This is a genomic window from Prevotella communis (assembly GCF_022024175.1).
In the GTDB taxonomy this organism is placed as follows: Bacteria; Bacteroidota; Bacteroidia; order Bacteroidales; family Bacteroidaceae; genus Prevotella; species Prevotella communis.
The window spans coordinates 2,270,839-2,289,776 of record NZ_CP091794.1; the positions used below are offsets into that span (position 1 = coordinate 2,270,839).

At 48.4% G+C, this 18,938-nt stretch carries 15 protein-coding genes and 1 tRNA gene; 9 read left to right on the forward strand and 7 right to left on the reverse strand.

Features of this window, described 5'->3' with window-relative positions:
- Window positions 1-132 precede the first annotated feature (132 nt).
- Window positions 133-489 (forward strand): BlaI/MecI/CopY family transcriptional regulator, encoded by a 357-nt coding sequence (locus L6466_RS09320; protein WP_091815451.1) that lies wholly within the window; start codon window positions 133-135, stop codon window positions 487-489.
- A complete protein-coding gene (locus L6466_RS09325) occupies window positions 486-2,012 on the forward strand; it encodes a M56 family metallopeptidase (protein ID WP_237803089.1) in 1,527 nt (508 codons plus the stop codon). Before L6466_RS09320 ends, L6466_RS09325 begins: the two co-directional genes overlap by 4 nt.
- Before the next feature lie 82 nt (window positions 2,013-2,094).
- On the opposite strand, the gene L6466_RS09330 is transcribed toward L6466_RS09325, so the two are convergent.
- The 5 genes from L6466_RS09330 to L6466_RS09350 form a co-directional block, all read right to left on the reverse strand.
- Complete coding sequence (locus L6466_RS09330; protein ID WP_237803088.1) at window positions 2,095-5,028, reverse strand: DUF4450 domain-containing protein; 2,934 nt, start codon at window positions 5,026-5,028, stop codon at window positions 2,095-2,097.
- Window positions 5,007-5,198 carry a hypothetical protein gene (locus L6466_RS09335; protein ID WP_091853033.1) on the reverse strand — a complete coding sequence of 64 codons (192 nt, stop codon included), beginning with the start codon at window positions 5,196-5,198 and terminating at the stop codon, window positions 5,007-5,009. Before L6466_RS09335 ends, L6466_RS09330 begins: the two co-directional genes overlap by 22 nt.
- 282 nt (window positions 5,199-5,480) lie before the next feature.
- On the reverse strand, window positions 5,481-7,112 hold the full coding sequence (gene groL / locus L6466_RS09340; RefSeq protein ID WP_237803087.1) for a chaperonin GroEL: 1,632 nt from the start codon (window positions 7,110-7,112) through the stop codon (window positions 5,481-5,483).
- 58 nt (window positions 7,113-7,170) lie between these two features.
- Complete coding sequence (locus tag L6466_RS09345) at window positions 7,171-7,443, reverse strand: co-chaperone GroES (protein WP_091815438.1); 273 nt, start codon at window positions 7,441-7,443, stop codon at window positions 7,171-7,173.
- A gap of 125 nt (window positions 7,444-7,568) precedes the next feature.
- Window positions 7,569-8,924, reverse strand: coding sequence for a rhamnogalacturonidase (locus L6466_RS09350; protein ID WP_237803086.1), 1,356 nt, complete (start codon window positions 8,922-8,924; stop codon window positions 7,569-7,571).
- 154 nt (window positions 8,925-9,078) lie between these two features.
- Here L6466_RS09350 and sppA point away from each other — a divergent pair, with 154 nt between their 5' ends.
- The 5 genes from sppA (at window position 9,079) to L6466_RS09375 (ending at window position 14,109) form a co-directional block, all read left to right on the forward strand.
- On the forward strand, window positions 9,079-10,872 hold the full coding sequence (sppA, locus tag L6466_RS09355) for a signal peptide peptidase SppA (RefSeq protein WP_237803085.1): 1,794 nt from the start codon (window positions 9,079-9,081) through the stop codon (window positions 10,870-10,872).
- Between the two features lie 8 nt (window positions 10,873-10,880).
- A complete protein-coding gene (gene lpxK / locus L6466_RS09360; protein ID WP_237803083.1) occupies window positions 10,881-12,050 on the forward strand; it encodes a tetraacyldisaccharide 4'-kinase in 1,170 nt (389 codons plus the stop codon).
- Entirely contained in the window at window positions 11,935-12,810 is an 876-nt protein-coding gene (locus L6466_RS09365) for a purine-nucleoside phosphorylase (RefSeq protein WP_091853018.1), read from the forward strand. The genes lpxK and L6466_RS09365 overlap by 116 nt, the downstream gene beginning before the upstream one ends.
- Before the next feature lie 4 nt (window positions 12,811-12,814).
- Window positions 12,815-13,888, forward strand: a complete 1,074-nt coding sequence (gene thiL, locus L6466_RS09370; RefSeq protein WP_237803081.1) for a thiamine-phosphate kinase — start codon at window positions 12,815-12,817, stop codon at window positions 13,886-13,888.
- A 148-nt stretch (window positions 13,889-14,036) separates the two neighbouring features.
- Window positions 14,037-14,109: transfer RNA gene (locus L6466_RS09375), tRNA-Phe, on the forward strand.
- A gap of 130 nt (window positions 14,110-14,239) precedes the next feature.
- Here the strand turns inward: L6466_RS09375 and L6466_RS09380 are convergent.
- Both L6466_RS09380 and L6466_RS09385 read right to left on the reverse strand, forming a co-directional pair.
- Window positions 14,240-14,860, reverse strand: a complete 621-nt coding sequence (locus L6466_RS09380; RefSeq protein ID WP_091815419.1) for a deoxynucleoside kinase — start codon at window positions 14,858-14,860, stop codon at window positions 14,240-14,242.
- A gap of 15 nt (window positions 14,861-14,875) precedes the next feature.
- Window positions 14,876-15,496, reverse strand: a complete 621-nt coding sequence (locus L6466_RS09385; protein WP_091815417.1) for a deoxynucleoside kinase — start codon at window positions 15,494-15,496, stop codon at window positions 14,876-14,878.
- A gap of 115 nt (window positions 15,497-15,611) precedes the next feature.
- On the opposite strand from L6466_RS09385, the gene coaW reads away from it, so the two are divergent.
- Together coaW and L6466_RS09395 are read left to right on the forward strand one after the other, a co-directional pair.
- Window positions 15,612-16,448 (forward strand): type II pantothenate kinase, encoded by an 837-nt coding sequence (coaW, locus tag L6466_RS09390; protein ID WP_091815414.1) that lies wholly within the window; start codon window positions 15,612-15,614, stop codon window positions 16,446-16,448.
- Between the two features lie 41 nt (window positions 16,449-16,489).
- Window positions 16,490-18,934: a zinc-dependent metalloprotease gene (locus tag L6466_RS09395; RefSeq protein WP_237803545.1), complete on the forward strand. Its 2,445-nt coding sequence runs from the start codon at window positions 16,490-16,492 to the stop codon at window positions 18,932-18,934.
- Window positions 18,935-18,938 lie beyond the last annotated feature (4 nt).

Below are 18,938 nucleotides of genomic sequence, written 5' to 3' on the forward strand. Positions count from 1 at the left end.
TTCTACTTAATAAACATTAAAAACTAAAGTCTTTAGTTACATCGAACTATATTTTTTAGTTACTTTGCCAGCGGATACAGATACTGGCGCAGCAGAAGCGCTAATCAAATTGGAACTTTTAAACCCAAAACAATGAGAAGACTAACCACAAAAGAACGGGAAATCATGGAACTGTACTGGCAGCATGGTCCGATGTTCGTCAAGGAACTGCTGGAGTACTATGACGAGCCACGTCCTCATTTCAATACACTGTCAACTACTGTACGCATCCTGGAGAAGAAAGGTTTTCTGGATCACAAGCAGTATGGCACCTCCTACCAATATTTCCCTACCATCACGGAAAAGGAATACGGACGTTCCAGTCTGACAGGTATCATCAAGGACTACTTTAATGATTCCTACCTGAGTGCCGTCTCAGCCTTCGTAAAGGAAGAGAAAATCTCTGTGGACGAACTGAAAGAACTAATCGAGAAAATAGAGCAAGGATGATGGAGTTTCTGACATACGACCTGAAGGTGGCAGCACTATTAGCGGTATTCTATATGTTCTACCGCCTGCTGCTGAGCCGCGAGACATTCCACTGCGTCAACCGCATCGTGCTGCTGACAACCGCCGTGGCATCGTTCATACTGCCTCTGTGCGTCATCACGCTGCACAAGACGGTAGTTATAGAACTGACAGAGACACATGTGGATTTCGAGGGAATGACCATGATGATTGAGGAAGCAGAGCAACAGCCATTCTGGCAGACAGCAGCTGTCATCGCCTTCTTCATCGGTATGGTGGCCACCTTAGGATACACGCTCTCCAACGTGCTCCGCGTATGGTTACTCATCAGTCGCAGCCAACAGCATCCACAGTCCGACGGCACCGTCATCTGCGTAACCTCCTTTGACGTATCGCCTTTCAGTTGGATGCATTACATCGTACTCTCCCAAAGCGACTACGAGGCTCAAGACGCCTCTATTCTCGCCCATGAACGGGGACATATCCGTCGACACCATTCGCTCGACCTGCTCCTCGTTGATACCCTCACCGCTTTGCAATGGTTCAATCCCGCTATGTGGATGCTGCGCCAGGACCTGCGCGCCATCCACGAGTACGAAGCCGATGCAGCGGTACTCTCTCAAGGCATCAATATGCGCCAGTATCAGTATCTGCTTATCCAAAAAGCCGTGAGCCACTGCGGGTACTCAGTAGCCAACGGTATCAGTCACAGTACCCTTAAAAACCGCATAAATATGATGCTACATAAGAGTTCAAGTCGTGCCAGCTTACTGAAGCTGCTCGCATTAGTCCCCATCGTTGGTATTGCCCTGGCTATGCAGGCAGAAACCGTCAACGACTATGTCTATACAGAAAAGACACAGACACCTCAGAAGAAGGTGATCAAGAAAGGTAAGGCCAACGCTCAGATAAAGATGGGCAACAAGACCATACAAGTGAAAAAAACGGAAAAAATTGCTTCTGGGAAGACAAAAGAACCACTCATTATGATTGACGGAAAGCGCTCAACCAAAGCCGAAATGGATGCTCTGGATGAAAAGAGAATCGACCACATCAACGTACTGAAGGGGAAAGCTGCCACTGAGATCTACGGAGCTGAAGGTAAAAACGGCGTCATAGAAATAAAGACCAAGAAACCCGTACTGCTGGACGTTGTTGTAAAGACAGAAGCACAGACCGAGCCCGACGACAAACCATTTGACGTGGTAGAACAGATGCCGGAATTCCCTGGCGGTCAGGAAGCATTGATGCAATTCCTACGACAGGAGGTAAAATATCCTAAGGAAGCCGAAGAAAAGGGTCTCCAAGGTCGCGTAGTCGTAAGGTACATCATTGAGAAAGACGGCAGCATTAGCGAAGTTGAAATTGTAAAGAGTGTTAACGAATATCTGGATGCAGAAGCCATCCGCGTTGTCAACGCCATGCCGAAATGGAAGCCTGGTAAACAAAAAGGTGAGCCCGTACGTGTGAAGTTCACTCTTCCCGTTACCTTCCGCTTGAGCTAATACATAGAGTTCTATTTAGTCCGCAGGCTTCGGACTGTGCGTACGTCCCTAACGTACTGCGAGTCCGAAGCCTACGGATTTTTTATTGCAGCGTGATACCCATCAGTCCTGCAACAATATCGTTTGACAGTACCCGCAGGGTAAGGCTACGCAAGCGTTTCTTTTCATTTAGAGGCATGCGCAACATCTGAGCGGCTCCACCAGGAATCTCCCGTCCATAGACGCCTTTGATATTCAATGCCTTTCCTAAGTCGCGACTCACCGTACCCGTACCCAGACAAACACGATACGGACGAGGATTGGCACTATAGAAAGCTTTGCCGTCAACATAATAGTCCTGCTCTATAGGACACCAGTTATCCGGGTTGCGCAGAAACAGCGTATCGCAAGTATGATCCTCATAAGTGGCAATAACCAGGGCATTATCGATGCGGCTCTGCATGTGGTTCGTACTGCCTGCCATCAACAGATAAGCCGAGGAGGCCTTGCCTTTCAGGGGTACCACGATGCTGTCTGGATAATTGTCCCAGAGCGAGGTATACACGACATTCCGTCCCTCCTTGGGTGTACGGAAAGGCACACCAGCCACTGTGAACGTATTCTTCTGAATCAGCGTGCGGAATACGGAGTCATTAATCACAGGCGTATATTGCGGGTGGCACCACTCTCCCACTCCCTGCACAGGAATCTGAAGGGTCGTGGTCTGAGGTCGAGGCGACAGATACCGATTCTTGAAAATATCGTCCACCTCACTATTAAAGAAGCCGGCGATATCCTGCATCTTAAACGGCTTGGAAAGGTCTGGCTCTTCAAGTCCATAGTTGCGCTTGCCTTTCACGATAGGATGCGAGAGACTCATCACATAATCAGCTTTCCTCACCTCTATCACCTGATAACGTTCTGAGGTTCCCTCTATTTCACGATAGTTGCCCTTTCCTGTATTCTGACGAATCACAATCTTCAGGGGCTGACGGAAATTCTGTGTCACCTCATAACGCTCTACCCCATCCTTGCGTGTAAACTTATACGTCAGATAAGGTGTCTTTACAGATACGCTATCCCATGAACTGGGGAAACCAGGACGGATAACACACTGGCCGTAGAGTGCCTCAGGGATGATACCAAAGAGTCCCTGAATCAGTGTACGACTACTGATACCGATACAGTCGCCAAAGTCACGATAGCACTCACCACGGGCAGCATCATAATGAGAAAGCTGTCCAAAGTTGGCAGGCGACTGTCCGTAGAACATATTATCCATCACACTGGCCATCAGCAGGTCGTAGCCCTGTATATCATCTCCGGCCTCAAAACAGGCCAGCGCCATATGCATCGTCTCTGCCGTAGCTACATTATTGATACTCCAGGAGTAAGGCATCCAGTTGGATGTGGCAATGGTCTTATAGTTGGTATCCTCCACTCTAATATGCGGGATATGCGATCTCATCCAGTTCACAGCCTTATAAGCCTGAGCTGGAGAACAGGCCCCGCAGTCAATAGGCGTATAGATGCTCCAAACGGCAGGCGACTCATGCTTGCGCTTCAGTCCCATACCGTCTTCATACTCTGCCCAGACACCCTTCTCGCTCAACCACAATCGCTCGTTCATCGCTTTGAGGATAGCCTCAGCCTCTTGCTGATAAGGTTTTCCATCCTCACCAATGATGTCTGCGATACGCGCGGCCAGCAGATTGCCACGGTAGTTGTAGGCCGAAGAATGGGTCACGGCACCACCACTATAATATAAGGCATCACTGGCCCAGATGCAGCAATAGGCATCATAGAGGTGATCACCATCGGGGTCGTAGTTGCGTTTCTCCCACGCCAGATGTCTTTTGATAACAGGCCACATCTGTCGCATATAGGCCGTATCGGCATCATACTGGAAATGCCAGAGCAACTCATCCATATAGTTGAGGTTCATGTCGTAATGGTGCATCTGATTATTACGCTCAGGATTACGACAGATATAGCCATTCGAATACATCTGGGTGCCCCATTTCTTCTCAGCACGCGCCATATTCATCTTGGCATCCTGCGAGGGATGAGGAATAGTGGGTTCTACATTGGTCACCTGACTCTTGGCATAGGCATTGAAATGGCTCAACTGACGCTCATTCCATCCCAGTACATCACCCACATAGGCAGCACGCCAACCGGCCAGAGGCATGCGCCAGCCTATACAGCCATGCAACCAGGTCTGTCCGTCCCAGTCGCCATCGGCAGCAAAGGTCAGGGCACTTCCCAGTGTATTAATATAAGGGTCTGGTGTATTGAACTCGATTCTGCTTTGTAACGCACCGTTATGCATCACAGCTTTCATGAACAACTGTCGTCCCTGCTCGTCGCTGACTGGTGTTATCTGGTTGATAGAGTCAATCACGAAATAAGTCTCGCGCCCTCCGTTCCACTTACATCCTGAAATATTCCTTTTTTTTGACGAAGCCTCGAAACAGCCTGGCTTATCAGCACCGATGTCACCATTACGACTGAGTTTCGGATTGGCAATATCGCATACCTCAGCAGTATAGACGGCTTCCTTATCGAAATGCTGATCATCAAACAGCCATACAGCCCCTTCCCTATCAGGCATCGCCACGACTGTCAGTTTCAAATAGGCATCCTTCCCCCATCGCTTATCCTGCAAACGGTAGATACGCATGCCGTTCACATAACTCGCCTTACAATAGTCTGTAGAGTCGAGCGCAACGCCATTCACCTCAAAACGAATATGGCGATGGTGATTTTTCTTGACCACAGCAAACACCGGCCGGTCGGATGTCTCCACTCGCCAGTCTGAATAACTGCCATAGAGGGCACGTGTAAATCGATTCTTACCATTCACACAAACAATAGCATCGCCCTCTGGGAAATATTGCTGCACACGAGCCTCATCCTGCTTGCCATCATTATACGACTGCAATGCACCTGCTATCTGTGCTTCCGCAGATAAAAAGCCAGTAAGGATTAACGACAAAGTCAATACGAAATGCTTCATTGGCGCCTTTCCTTCCATTTCTCAATCCAGTCAATCACATAGCTTTCCAATATCGCAATGATAATCAGAAAACCCAGAGCCATCACAAAGGCCCACCATAAACTATTGGTCAATTTGGCAGCGAAGTTATATACCACTGTAGCCAGTGCAAACTTGACAGCCCAACTAATAATAAACTTCCAATTCATAACAGGGGCAAAGGTAGTGCTTTTTTATGAGATTACCAAAGAAACAACAAAATAAAAGCCGACTGTCTCACGACAACCGGCTTCAAAAACAAACTACTTAAAAACTAATCTACTAAAACAAATCAAAAAATATCTTTTTTCTGTTTGCAAAGTTATACATTAATTTTTATCTGTCCAAACGTTTTTATATCAAAAATTATAGTCTCTTGACATAAATCAAAGAAAATGAGACGTACAGAATACATCTCATTCTCTTTTGTTATATAGAGTTGTCAATTTGGCTTACATCATGCCACCCATGCCTGGTGCGCCACCCATAGGCATTGCAGGCTCCTTCTCGGGTTTGTCGCAGATGAGGCACTCGGTGGTGAGGAACATACCTGCGATACTTGCAGCGTTCTCCAAAGCCACACGTGACACTTTAGCAGGATCAATCACACCAGCAGCACGCATATCCTCATATTTGTCAAGACGGGCATTGTAACCGAAGTCACCCTTACCCTCGCGCACCTTCTGTACAACAACGGCACCCTCGCCACCGGCGTTGGTGACAATCTGGCGCAGAGGCTCCTCGATAGCACGCTTGATGATATTGATACCAGTCTGCTCGTCAGCATTGTCGCCCTTCAAGTCAGCCAATGCATCAAGTGCACGGATGTAGGTAGTACCACCACCTGCAACAACACCTTCCTCGATAGCAGCACGGGTAGCGCAGAGAGCATCGTCAACACGATCCTTCTTCTCCTTCATCTCTACCTCACTGTTAGCACCAACATAAAGCACAGCAACACCACCAGACAACTTAGCCAGACGCTCCTGCAGTTTCTCCTTGTCGTAAGAAGAGGTTGTATTCTCAATCTCAGCCTTAATCTGGTTCACACGGTCCTTGATGGCCTGAGAGTCGCCAGCACCATTCACGATAGTCGTGTTATCCTTGGTAACGGTAAGTTTCTCACAAGTACCCAGCATCTCGAGGGTAGCCTGCTCCAGCTTCAGACCCTTCTCCTCGCTGATAACGGTACCACCTGTCAGTACAGCGATATCCTCGAGCATGGCCTTACGACGGTCACCGAAGCCAGGCGCCTTCACGGCACAAATCTTCAGACCACCACGCAGACGGTTTACAACCAGTGTGGTCAGAGCTTCAGAGTCAACATCCTCAGCGATAATCAGCAAAGGACGACCGCTCTCGGCAGCAGGCTGCAGGATGGGCAGGAACTCCTTGATATTAGAAATCTTCTTATCATAGATAAGGATGTAGGGGTTCTCCATAGCACACTCCATCTTCTCACTATCTGTAACGAAGTAAGCAGACAGATAACCACGGTCGAACTGCATACCCTCAACAACACCGATATGGGTGTCGCGGCTCTTGCTCTCCTCGATGGTGATAACACCGTCCTTTGAAACCTTACGCATAGCCTCAGCCAGCAGTTCACCAATCTCCTTATCATTGTTAGCAGATACGGTAGCTACCTGCTCAATCTTATCGTAGTTATCACCAACCTGCTCAGCATTCTTAGCGATGAACTCGGTAACAGCCTTCACAGCCTTATCGATACCACGCTTCAGGTCCATGGGGTTAGCACCGGCAGTAACATTCTTCAGACCCTCAGCTACGATAGCCTGAGCCAAGATAGTAGCCGTTGTGGTACCATCACCAGCATCATCACCTGTCTTAGAAGCAACACTCTTTACGAGCTGTGCACCTGTGTTCTCGAAGTGGTCCTCGAGTTCAATCTCCTTAGCAACAGACACACCGTCCTTGGTAATCTGGGGAGCACCGAACTTCTTCTCGATAACAACGTTACGACCCTTAGGACCAAGAGTCACCTTAACTGCGTTTGCCAACTGGTCAACACCCTTCTTCATTGCGTCGCGGGCGTCAATATTGAATTTAATCTCTTTTGCCATGATTCTTTTCTTAATTATTTATTATTACGTGAAAACGTTATATCGTTATAACGCCACATTATTTCTCGATGATAGCAAGTACGTCGCTCTGACGCATCATCAGGAACTTCTCACCCTCGAGCTCAATCTCAGTGCCGCTGTATTTGCCATAAAGCACTTCATCACCAGCCTTGAGGATCATCTCCTCATCCTTGGTACCCTTACCAACGGCCTTGATAACACCACGAAGGGGTTTCTCTTTTGCTGTATCTGGAATAATGATTCCACCGATTTTCTCTTCAGCCGGTGCAGGAACTACCAACACGCGGTCTGCTAATGGTTTGATGTTCATAATTCTAAGTATTTTTAAGTTATAAATAAATTCGTCTGCCTTTGGCATTGCGAAAAGCGTGCCAAACTGTCCTTACTGACAATTTGGCACGCCCTCAAAGTCACCTTTATATATAATATAAGGTATTAGTCTTTTTTCTTACCGTTAATCACCACATTCTTCACCTTGCAGTTCTCTATCAGAGAAGCATTGAAAGCTTTCTTCTGATCCTTCACATTGACATTCTCAAAAGTGAAGTCCAACAAGCGGTATTTCTCACTCTTGCCTACATCGAAGAAGTTCTTACAGTCCATCTGGATATTGCGGATAGTAATATTATTACACTGTGACAGAGGCATATCCTTACGCTCCTCAGGTTTGAAGAACTGTGTCCAAGGACGTACCACCAAGAAAGAAGTACAATCGCCTGTCATATCTTCCACCGTCACATACTCATAATGCTGTGGGGTGTCAGGACGCATCTTCAGCCAAATCACACGGTTTGCCTCATGTACCTTACAGCGACGCAGGATGACATTTCTGTCATGCAAGCTCTCAGACCCCAGTGTCATACAGCCATGCACTTTCCCGTAAGTACAGTCGGTCACCATGATATTCGAACAAGGACCATTATCTGGCATAGTGTCAGCCCAAGTGCCCTTACCGCCTTTCAACACAACAGCATCATCACAGACGCTCATATAGCAGCCACTGACAAGCACATTCTTGCAGACATCCAGGTCGATGGCATCACTCGAGGGGGCACCACGCTTAGGATCTACGGGTGTCACATTATCAGTAGGTGCATAGATATAGCAGCCTAGGTAGCGCACATTCTCACACTTATAGAGGTGATTGGTCCAGAAAGCCGAGTTAATGATACGCGCATCCTGCACCGTAACATTCTTACTGTTAGAAATATACACATTACGGGGACGCATAGCCTCCAGGTTCGTGCAGTTCCTGTTGATCTTGCGGCGAATCCAGAACTCCTCCCAGAAAGCCTGTCCGTTGCCATTGATGGTACCAGGTCCGGTAATGGTAAATCCATCCACGCCATCGGCATTCACCAATGCAGCGAAATAGTCGAGTGTCTGTCCCTCCAGACGGGTCTTCAGAATCTTATAGTCACGAATACGGTCACTGCCACGCAGTTCGCCATGCTCTTCTATCAACAGGTGTGTGCCTTGCTTGAAAAACAGCGAACCACTCACCACGAAGCCACGAGGAATGACAATAACGCCACCACCCTCGTTGGCACAACGGTCAATGACGGCCTGTATCTTTTCTGTCTGTACCTGTTCAGAGTAATTCTTCACGCCATAGTCGGTCACCACATAGCGCTTGCCCAACTTACTCACATCTACCCTTGACGTGTCGCTAAACCATTCCGAGATAGGTGTGCCGTCAGGCCATAACTCTTGCTTCACCACTTTCTTCTTACCCATCGCCATCGTGCAAAGCAACAGTAACGCCAGGCCAATTATCAATCTTTGTTTCATCCTTTTAATTTAGTTTTATGATTAGTTTCGTGCTGCAAAGTTACGCATAAAAAATATAAAATCATACATTTTATGGATTTTTTGTTGAAGATTAAAAAAAATATCGTAACTTTGCACGGAATATACTTAAACCAAAAGACCAAAGAAAAAGAAAATGAAAGAGTTCTTCAAGTATGCATTGGCTACCGTCTGCGGCATCATCGCACTTGGTATCGTGGCTGGAATCATCATGATGATTTCATTTGCCGGCATCGTGGCCAGCGGAAACGCCACCACAGAGATTAAAGAAAATTCCGTATTGGTATTCAAACTGAACGGAACGGTCAATGAGCGTACGGAAGAAGGTACGCCCTTTGATGCACTGCTTGGTACTGCCGACATGTCAGACATGGGGTTGGACGACATTGTCGCTGCCATCAAGAAGGCCAAGAATAACGAAGACATCAAGGGTATATATATTGAGGGCGGCGCCACCGTTTTCGACTCTCCCGCCACAGCCCAGCAGGTGCGCGATGCCCTGGAGGATTTCAAGAAGAGTGGCAAATGGATAATCGCCTATGCCGACCAGTATCTTCAGGCCAGCTACTACGTAGCCTCTGTTGCCGACAGTTTGTTTATTAACAAGACCGGCATGATTGACTTCAAGGGTATGGGTGGCAAAGGCTACTACATGACCGGACTCTATGAGAAAGTAGGCGTGAAATACCAGTGCACCCGTGTGGGTAAATACAAGAGCGCCGTTGAGAGCGTCACCCGTAAGGACATGAGCGATAACGACCGTGAGCAGCGCCTGGCCATGTATCAGGGCATCTGGCAGCACTGGCTGAAGCAGATGGCTGCAAGTCGTAAGGTTACGGCAGAGCAGTTGAACAAAGTGGCCGACGACAGCATCATGGTATTCGCTAACATCAACGACTACAAGACAGCCAAACTGATTGACGGTGCTATGTATCCTGATGCCATCAAGAATATCATCAAGGATAAGTTAGGACTCGACGAGGACGACGATATCAACCAGGTGACGATGAGCGAAATGCTCAATGTGCCTGAGGATGAGAAGGAAGACGGTGGCAAGATTGCCATCTATTATGCTTATGGCGAGATTGTGGACCAGCCACTGAGCGGTTTTGCTTCTGAACATGCCATCGTGGGCAGCGAGGTTGTAGAAGATCTGAAGAAGCTGGCTGATGATAACGACATCAAAGCCGTGGTGATGCGCGTCAATTCTCCTGGCGGCAGTGCCATTGCCTCTGAACAGATTTGGCACGCCATCAAGTTGCTGAAGGAGAAGAAGCCTATTGTCGTTTCAATGGGCGGCTATGCAGCATCTGGTGGTTATATGATCAGTGCTCCCGCTAATTATATCATAGCTGAACCCACCACCGTTACCGGTTCTATTGGTATCTTCGGTCTGATTCCCAATGCCAGCGAACTTGTTACGGAGAAATTGGGTGTGACATGGGATGGTGTGCAGACCAACAAGCACACCGACTACGAAACCAATCTCGTCTTCGGAAAGGACAACGAAGAGGAACTCAGATTCCTCCAGACCTACGTGGACCGTGGTTACGACACCTTCCTCAGCATCGTAGCAGAGGGCCGTGGCATGACCAAAGATCAGGTACACGAGATTGCACAGGGTCGCGTATGGTTGGCCACCGACGCCCTGCCAATCAAGTTGGTAGACAAGATTGGTTCACTGAACGATGCAGTAAAGAAGGCTGCCGAACTGGCAGATTGCAGTGAATACTACACGGCTCCCTACCCCGGAAAGGCCAACTGGTTCGATCAGTTGCTGGCAGCTACCGACGATTCAAAAGGCACCTACCTGGACCAGCAGTTGAAAGAGACGCTGGGCGAGCTCTACGAGCCTGTCATCGAACTGCGCAAGGATTGTCAGCGTAATCGTCTGCAGGCAAGATTCCCCTTTGCTACAACTATTAAATAAGAAAAGAATTGGAAGGCGACTTCATCAAAATAAACCGCTGGCTGCAGCCACTGAGTTGGTTCTACGGTCTGGGCGTGCGATTCAGGAACACCTTGTTTGAGACAGGTTTTCTGAAGAGCAGGTCATTCTCCATACCTGTCATCTCCGTAGGTAATATCACCGTGGGAGGTACAGGCAAGACACCACACGTGGAATATTTGATCAGGTTACTCCAAGACCATTCCCGCGTGGCGGTATTAAGCAGAGGCTACAAGCGGAAGTCGCATGGTTTCCAGATTGCCAACGAGTCGAGCACTGCCCGTACCATTGGTGATGAGCCCTTCCAGATGAAGCAGAAATTCCCGAAGGTCATCGTTGCCGTCGACAAAAACCGTGTCCACGGCATCGAGGCCCTGAACCAGAAGTATCAGGATATCGATGTCATCCTGCTCGATGATGCATTCCAGCATCGTTACGTGAAACCGGGCATCAACATCCTGCTGGTGGACTATCACCGACTGATTATCTACGACACACTGTTGCCTGCCGGTCGTCTGCGCGAGCCGCTCACAGGAAAGAACCGTGCCGACATGGTGATTATCACGAAATGTCCGAAGGACTTAAAACCTATGGAGTATCGTGTGATTACCAAAGCCATGGATCTCTATCCCTACCAGCAGATATTCTTCACCACACTGGAATATGGAGAACTGACACCGCTATTCAAGAAAGAAGCACCGACGGTGAATCTTGACAAGCTCAAAGACCACAACGTACTACTCCTTACAGGTATCGCCTCTCCCCGTCAGATGAAGGAAGACCTCACACCGGTAGTATCAAAGTTATCGATGCTCAGTTTCCCTGACCATCACGCCTTCAGTCAGAAGGATATCGAACAGATCAGCAGTGAGTTTGCCAAACTCCCCTCACCTAAGTGCATCATCACCACTGAGAAAGACGCTGCCCGCTTCATAGGGCTAGAGGGACTTAGCAATGAAATAAAAGAGAATACATATATACTTCCTGTACGCATCAAGTTCATGCTCAATCAGGAAGAGAAGTTTAACGAAAATATTATAGGCTATGTACGAAAAAATTCTAGAAACAGCATCCTGGTTAAAAGAAAGGATGACCACAAGCCCAAAGACGGCAATCATTCTGGGGACAGGCCTCGGACAATTAGCTTCAGAAATAACTGACGCACTTGAGATACCCTATAGTGAAATACCCAACTTCCCCGTTTCTACGGTAGAAGGTCATAGCGGCAAGCTTATCTTCGGTAAGCTTGGCGGCGTGGATATCATGGCTATGAAAGGCCGTTTCCACTTCTATGAGGGTTACTCCATGAAGGAAGTGACTTTCCCCGTACGCGTGATGTACGAACTGGGCATCAAGACGCTCTTTGTCTCTAATGCTGCCGGTGGCATGAATCCTGGCTTCAAGATCGGTGACCTGATGGTGATTACCGACCATATCAATTTCTTCCCCGAGCATCCTCTGCGCGGAAAGAACTTCCCTACCGGTCCCCGTTTCCCGGATATGCACGAGACCTACGACCAGTCGCTTATCAAACTGGCCAGCCAGATTGCACGCGAGAAGAAGATTCGTCTGCAGTATGGTGTCTACATGGGCGTCCAGGGTCCTACCTTCGAAACTCCAGCAGAGTATAAGATGTACCGCATCCTGGGTGGCGACACCGTAGGTATGAGCACCGTTCCTGAGGTTATCGTGGCTCACCACTGCGGCATCCGCACCTTTGGTATTTCTGTTGTCACCGACCTGGGTGGCTTCGACATCCCCGTTGAGGTTTCCCATGAGGAGGTTCAGGAGGCTGCCGACAAGGCCCAGCCTATCATGACAGAGATTATGCGTGAGATGATTGTACGTTCTGAGAAACTGGAGCACACCAAGGAGGAACAGTTCAATACCGATCACCCAACAGAGGATTGGAAAAAGTAAAGAAATGGAAATAGCAAAATTAGGAGAATTTGGTCTTATTGACCGTCTGACAAAAGACTTAGAAAACAAAAATGAATCAACAAAGTACGGCGTGGGCGATGACTGCGCCGTACTTCACTACCCTGATAGCGAGGTTCTCGTCACCACCGACCTGCTGATGGAGGGCGTCCACTTCGATCTCACCTATATCGACCTGAAGCATCTGGGCTACAAGTCGGCCATGGTCAATATCAGCGATGTGTTTGCCATGAACGGCACACCACGTCAGATTACCGTGTCGCTGGCCCTCAGCAAGCGCTTCACCGTAGAGGATATGGAGGAGTTCTATGCAGGCCTCCGACTGGCTTGCGAGAAATGGAACGTCGATATCGTGGGTGGTGACACCACCTCTTCTTATACCGGACTAGCCATCAGCATCACCTGCATCGGTGAAGCCCGCAAGGAAGATATCGTCTATCGCAACGGTGCCAAGAACACCGACCTGATCTGTGTCTCTGGCGACCTTGGTGCAGCCTACATGGGTCTGCAACTGTTGGAGCGCGAGAAGAGCGTTTACTATCAGCAGGTTAACGAGGCCAAAAAGAAAGGCGACAACAAAGCCCTTGAGGAACTGGCTCATTTCAACCCCGACTTTGCCGGCAAGGAATATCTCCTTCAGCGCCAACTTCAGACTGAGGCTCGCGGTGATATCATCAACAAACTGCGCGAGGCAGGCGTTCATCCCACTGCCATGATGGATATCAGCGATGGTCTGTCATCAGAACTGATGCATATATGCAAACAGAGCGGTGTGGGCTGCCGTATCTTCGAGAAAGAAATCCCCATCGACTACCAGACAGCTGTGATGGCTGAGGAGATGAACATGAATGTCACCACCTGTGCACTTAACGGCGGTGAAGACTACGAACTGCTCTTCACTGTGCCCATTGGCGACCTGGACAAGGTAAAGGACATGGAAGGTGTGCGTATGATTGGTCATATCACCGACCAGAAATATGGTCAGATTCTCGTCACACGCGACAACCAGGAATTCGAACTCAAGGCCCAAGGTTGGAACCCTTTAAACGACCAAAAGTAAAGAATTGAAGCGAATTTTTCAACAATAACGCTTCTACAGAGGAGAAAATTCTTAAAAACTGCAAAATAATTGACCAAACGTTTGGTCAATTATTTTTTTATTTGTACCTTTGCACCCGCAAACGAAAGGATTGCAGTGAACACATGATGGTGCCTTAGCTCAGTTGGTAGAGCATCGGACTGAAAATCCGTGTGTCCCCGGTTCGATTCCTGGAGGTACCACTCCTCCTTTCATTATGAATCCCGTGTAAGTCTTCGGACCAAGCGGGATTTTTCTTTTCCCCTTTTTCCAATCAGTAAACGACAAGAGTCCTTCCCTCTCCTATTACAAAAAAAATGGAGTAACTGTGCGTTACTCCATTGGGAAAAGTCCAAACAATTTTGCGTCTATCATATCCGTGACCTGTTTGAAGTCCTCCGGGTTATCACCAAACTTGCAGTGATCACCGTCGACCACAATCAGCGGACCTTTATAGTCGGCTATCCATTCCTCATACCTGCGGCTCAGTCCTTCCAGATAATCCAGTCGCATGGTCTGCTCATACTCACGACCGCGCTTCTGAATCTGTGCCACCAGCGTCGGGATACTGCTACGGATATAGATCATCAGTTCCGGCAACTTCACCAGCGACATCATCAGGTCAAACAAGTCCTTATAGTTCTGGAAGTCGCGGTCACTCATCATACCCTGTCCATGCAGGTTGGGTGCGAAGATGCATGCATCCTCGAAAATCGTGCGGTCCTGAATGATGGTCTCCTTTGAATTGGCAATCTCCACCACCTCCTTAAAACGCTTATTCAGGAAGTATATCTGCAGGTTAAACGACCAACGTTTCATGTCAGCATAGAAATCCTCCAGATACGGATTATTATCTACAGGTTCAAATCTTGGCGTCCAGCCATAACGGTGGGCCAACATCTTTGTCAGAGTGGTCTTACCACTTCCTATGTTTCCGGCTATTGCGATATGCATATTGTTATAATATTTTTATTCAGGGAAAAGTCCAAACAGTGTACTGTCGATACGGTCGACAATACGTGCAAAATCCTTCGGGTTATTCTGATAGTCCAGTTCATCTTTCTCGATGACCATCACCTTACCCTTATACATCTTATAGATAAACTCATCGTAACGACGGTTCAGGTTCTCCAGATATTCCAGCTTCATGGTCTGCTCATACTCACGTCCGCGCTTCTGGATATTACCTACCAGATGAGGGACAGACGCCCGGAGATAGATCATCAAATCAGGATAATGTACTACACTCATCATCTGTTCAAAGAGCTCCATATAAGTCTCATAGTCGCGATCAGAGAGATTACCCATGGCCTTGTTGTTCTGCATGAACACATAGACACCCTCAAAGATAGAACGGTCCTGAACAATGGTATGCTCTGATTTTTCAATCTCTATGAGATCACGGAAACGCTCTTTCAGGAAGTACACTTCCAGATTGAACGACCAACGATGGATATCACGATAATAGTCTTCCAAATACGGATTATGGTCAACAGCCTCGAAACGTGCTTCCCATCCGTAATGACGGGCCAGCATACGAGTAAGTGTTGACTTTCCGCTTCCAATATTTCCTGCTACTGCTATATGCATTTTCTAAGGTTTCTGAGCGCAAAGGTACTAAAATATTACGAAACAACAAAATTCTTAATTCTTAATTCTTAATTCTTAATTAAATTATGTACCTTTGCGCAAAATTCTTATAACTATGGGTATTATAATAGGTATAGACGTGGGCATCAGCACCACGAAGATTGTAGGATTGAAGAATGGCCGTGTGGTTTCACCCATTCGCATCACGGCTGCCGACCAGGTAACATCGCTCTATGGTGCATTCGGAAGATACCTGCATGACAACAAAGTAGAATTGAAGGATGTAGAACAGGTGATGCTGACAGGTGTCGGTGCTGCCTATATTGACGAACCGGTATACGGTATCCCCACGCAAAAGGTTGACGAGTTTATTGCCGATGGTCTGGGAGCACGCTTCGAGAGCGGCCTCTCCAAGGCAATCGTTGTGTCAATGGGCACAGGAACCAGTTTTGTACAGTGCGACGGTGATGATATCCGCCATATCGGTGGACTCGGTATCGGTGGCGGTACGCTGCAGGGACTGAGCCGAGTGATGCTGAACACACGCGACCAGAAGCAGATTCAGAGTCTGGCCATGCAGGGCGACATCCATAATATCAACCTGCTTATAGGTGATATCTCCACCCACCCGCTGCCCGGTCTGCCCATGAATGCCACAGCCAGTCTGTTCTCCAAGGCACAGTACGACGCACCGAAGGAAGATATCGCACTGGGCATCATCGTCATGGTGCTGCAGAGTATTGGCTCTGCTGCCATCCTGTCGGCACTCAACTCAGGCATCAAGGACTTTGTTCTCATCGGTAACCTCACGCTGCTGCCTCAGTGCAAGGAGGTATATCCCATGCTTGAGAAACTCTACCAGGTACATTTCCACATTCCAAAGTTCGCCGAGTTCTGCACAGCTATCGGTGCAGCCCTGGCTTATCATCAAAACCAAGAATCAACCAGATAACTATGATTTACAAACATTTTCTGACTGTTGCAGCAGGATTGATGCTGACAGCAACCGTTCAAGCCAAGCCGTTTTATGCTGTAAAGGCTGACACACTTAAGAAGGATACCACCGTTACCGACACGACAAAAGTCGAAAAGGAAGACGTAAAGTCCAAGGCAAAGAAAGAACCAAAAGAGACTGAGTATCAAAAGATTATCAAGAAAGGAGGTACCGTAACCGACGGTCTTTTCCGCGTACGTCATATCGAAGACAAATACTACTTCGAGGTACCCGACTCTATGTTGGGACGCTATATCCTCTGTGTCACCCGCTTCACTGCCGTGCCTCAGAATTTCGGTCAGTTTGCCGGTGAGGAAATCACCCATTCGACCATCTATTTCGAGAAGCGCGACACCAGTCAGATCATGATCAGACAGTACGTATTGTCACATCTGGCCGACAACGGAGACAATATCTCCCGCACCCTGGAACAGTCTACCGTTGACCCCATCGTACAGGCGTTCAAGGTCATCGGACAGAATGAAGAGAAAGATGCCAGCCTCATCGAGGTTACCTCACTCTTCAATAGCGACAATAACCTGATGAGCTTCTCAAACACCGACAAGACCACTTTGAAGGTCGGTGGCCTGATGAAGGACCGCACCTTCATCGACACCATCAAGGTGTTCCCAACCAATATCGAGGTAGCCACCACCCGCACCTACGGTTCTTCGCCTGCCCGTTCAGAGGCATCAAGGACAGGTACTATCACCATGGCTTTCAACACGTCAATGGTGCTTCTGCCCAAGGAGCCTATGCGCAAGCGTCTGTGGGACGACCGTGTAGGTTATTTCGTGAATAACTTCGTGCGTTTCAGTGATGACCAGCACAAGACCGAACACGAATCGATTATCTCACGCTACCGTCTGGTGCCCAAGAACAAGAAGAAATACCTGCGTGGCGAACTGACCGAGCCCGAGAAGCAGATTGTGTATTATATCGACCCAGCCACTCCCAAGAAGTGGATTCCCTATCTGATTCAGGGTATCAACGACTGGAACGTAGCATTCGAGGCTGCCGGTTTCAAGAACGCCATCACAGCCAAGGTGCTGCCCGAGGATGACCCCAACGTGAGTCTGGAGGATGCCCGTTATTCTGTACTGCGCTATCTGCCCTCAGAGACAGAGAACGCCTATGGTCCCCGCATTGTTGACCCACGCTCTGGTGAGATTATCGAGGCTCATATCTGCTGGTTCCATAACGTCATGAACCTGCTCACAAAATGGTATATGGTGCAGTGCGGTGCAATAGACAAGCGTGCACAGACCATGCATTTCGACGACAAGCTGATGGGCGAACTCATCCGTTTCGTTTCAAGTCATGAGGTAGGTCACTCACTGGGACTGCGTCACAACATGGGTGCTTCGTTTGCTACACCCGTTGAGAAGTTGCGCGACAAGGCATGGGTTGAGAAAAATGGCCATACAGCCAGCATCATGGACTATGCCCGTTTCAACTATGTGGCACAGCCCGAGGACAACATCTCTTCCAAAGGTCTGTTTCCTCGTATCAACGACTACGACAAATGGGCTATCAAGTGGGGTTATCAGTGGCGCCCTGAGTTCAAGGATGAATACGAGGAGAAGGAAAAACTCATGACCGAGACAACGAATATCCTGAAAGGTAACCCACGTCTTTGGTTTGGTGGTGAGGGACGTAATGAGGATCCGCGCGCCCAGACCGAGGACCTGAGCGACAACAATGTCAAGGCCTCTGAATATGGTATCAAGAACCTGAAGCGCGTCATGCAGCACCTGCCTCAATGGACCAAGGAGGAAAACGACCAGTATGATGATCTCGTAGAGATGTATAAGGCCGTTACCGATCAGTTCAACCGTTACATGAACCATGTAGCCAAGAATATCGGTGGCCGTTATATCAACAACATGCCAGGCATGGAGCCTTATTCCCCAGTGCCTGCAGCCCGTCAGCGCGAGGCTCTGCAGTATCTGGGCAGAAATATCTTCGAGGCTCCCGAGTGGCTCTATCCCGCAAATATTCTGTCTAAGAGCGGTGCCGATGCCGGTACCACCCAACAGCAACAGCAGACGAATCTGCTCACCCGTCTGATGACACCCCTGATGCTGAGCAATATCAGCACCAGCGACTATGCCGTCAATCAGTATCTGGACGACCTCTTTGCACAGGTATGGACAGCACCAAAGAGCAGCAGTTCTTTCCAGCAGAAGGCCCGTCGCCAGTTGCAACGTTCGTATGTGCAGAACTTGAACAGTCTGCTCAATCCTTCAGAAGCCGACCTCAAGGGAGCTATGTCACGCAACTACAACTCAGACGCCATGCTCTATGTGCTGCAGAACCTGCAGAAGGTAGAGACCTACTGTCAGCAGCAGATGAAGGCATCTGAGGGTATCAATGCCCTGCATTTCGAAGATCTGCTCCGCGAGATAAAACTTATCCGCGAGCGCCGCACCACAGTAAAATAAGATT

Coding starts and splice junctions, on each gene's coding strand:
- L6466_RS09325 (WP_237803089.1), top strand. CDS start 486: ATGATGGAGTTTCTGACATACGACCTGAAGGTGGCAGCACTATTAGCG.
- thiL (WP_237803081.1), top strand. CDS start 12,815: ATGGAAATAGCAAAATTAGGAGAATTTGGTCTTATTGACCGTCTGACA.
- coaW (WP_091815414.1), top strand. CDS start 15,612: ATGGGTATTATAATAGGTATAGACGTGGGCATCAGCACCACGAAGATT.
- L6466_RS09385 (WP_091815417.1), bottom strand. CDS start 15,496: ATGCATATAGCAGTAGCAGGAAATATTGGAAGCGGAAAGTCAACACTT.
- L6466_RS09330 (WP_237803088.1), bottom strand. CDS start 5,028: ATGGAAGGAAAGGCGCCAATGAAGCATTTCGTATTGACTTTGTCGTTA.
- sppA (WP_237803085.1), top strand. CDS start 9,079: ATGAAAGAGTTCTTCAAGTATGCATTGGCTACCGTCTGCGGCATCATC.
- L6466_RS09395 (WP_237803545.1), top strand. CDS start 16,490: ATGCTGACAGCAACCGTTCAAGCCAAGCCGTTTTATGCTGTAAAGGCT.
- groL (WP_237803087.1), bottom strand. CDS start 7,112: ATGGCAAAAGAGATTAAATTCAATATTGACGCCCGCGACGCAATGAAG.
- L6466_RS09335 (WP_091853033.1), bottom strand. CDS start 5,198: ATGAATTGGAAGTTTATTATTAGTTGGGCTGTCAAGTTTGCACTGGCT.
- L6466_RS09320 (WP_091815451.1), top strand. CDS start 133: ATGAGAAGACTAACCACAAAAGAACGGGAAATCATGGAACTGTACTGG.
- L6466_RS09365 (WP_091853018.1), top strand. CDS start 11,935: ATGTACGAAAAAATTCTAGAAACAGCATCCTGGTTAAAAGAAAGGATG.
- L6466_RS09380 (WP_091815419.1), bottom strand. CDS start 14,860: ATGCATATCGCAATAGCCGGAAACATAGGAAGTGGTAAGACCACTCTG.
- L6466_RS09345 (WP_091815438.1), bottom strand. CDS start 7,443: ATGAACATCAAACCATTAGCAGACCGCGTGTTGGTAGTTCCTGCACCG.
- L6466_RS09350 (WP_237803086.1), bottom strand. CDS start 8,924: ATGAAACAAAGATTGATAATTGGCCTGGCGTTACTGTTGCTTTGCACG.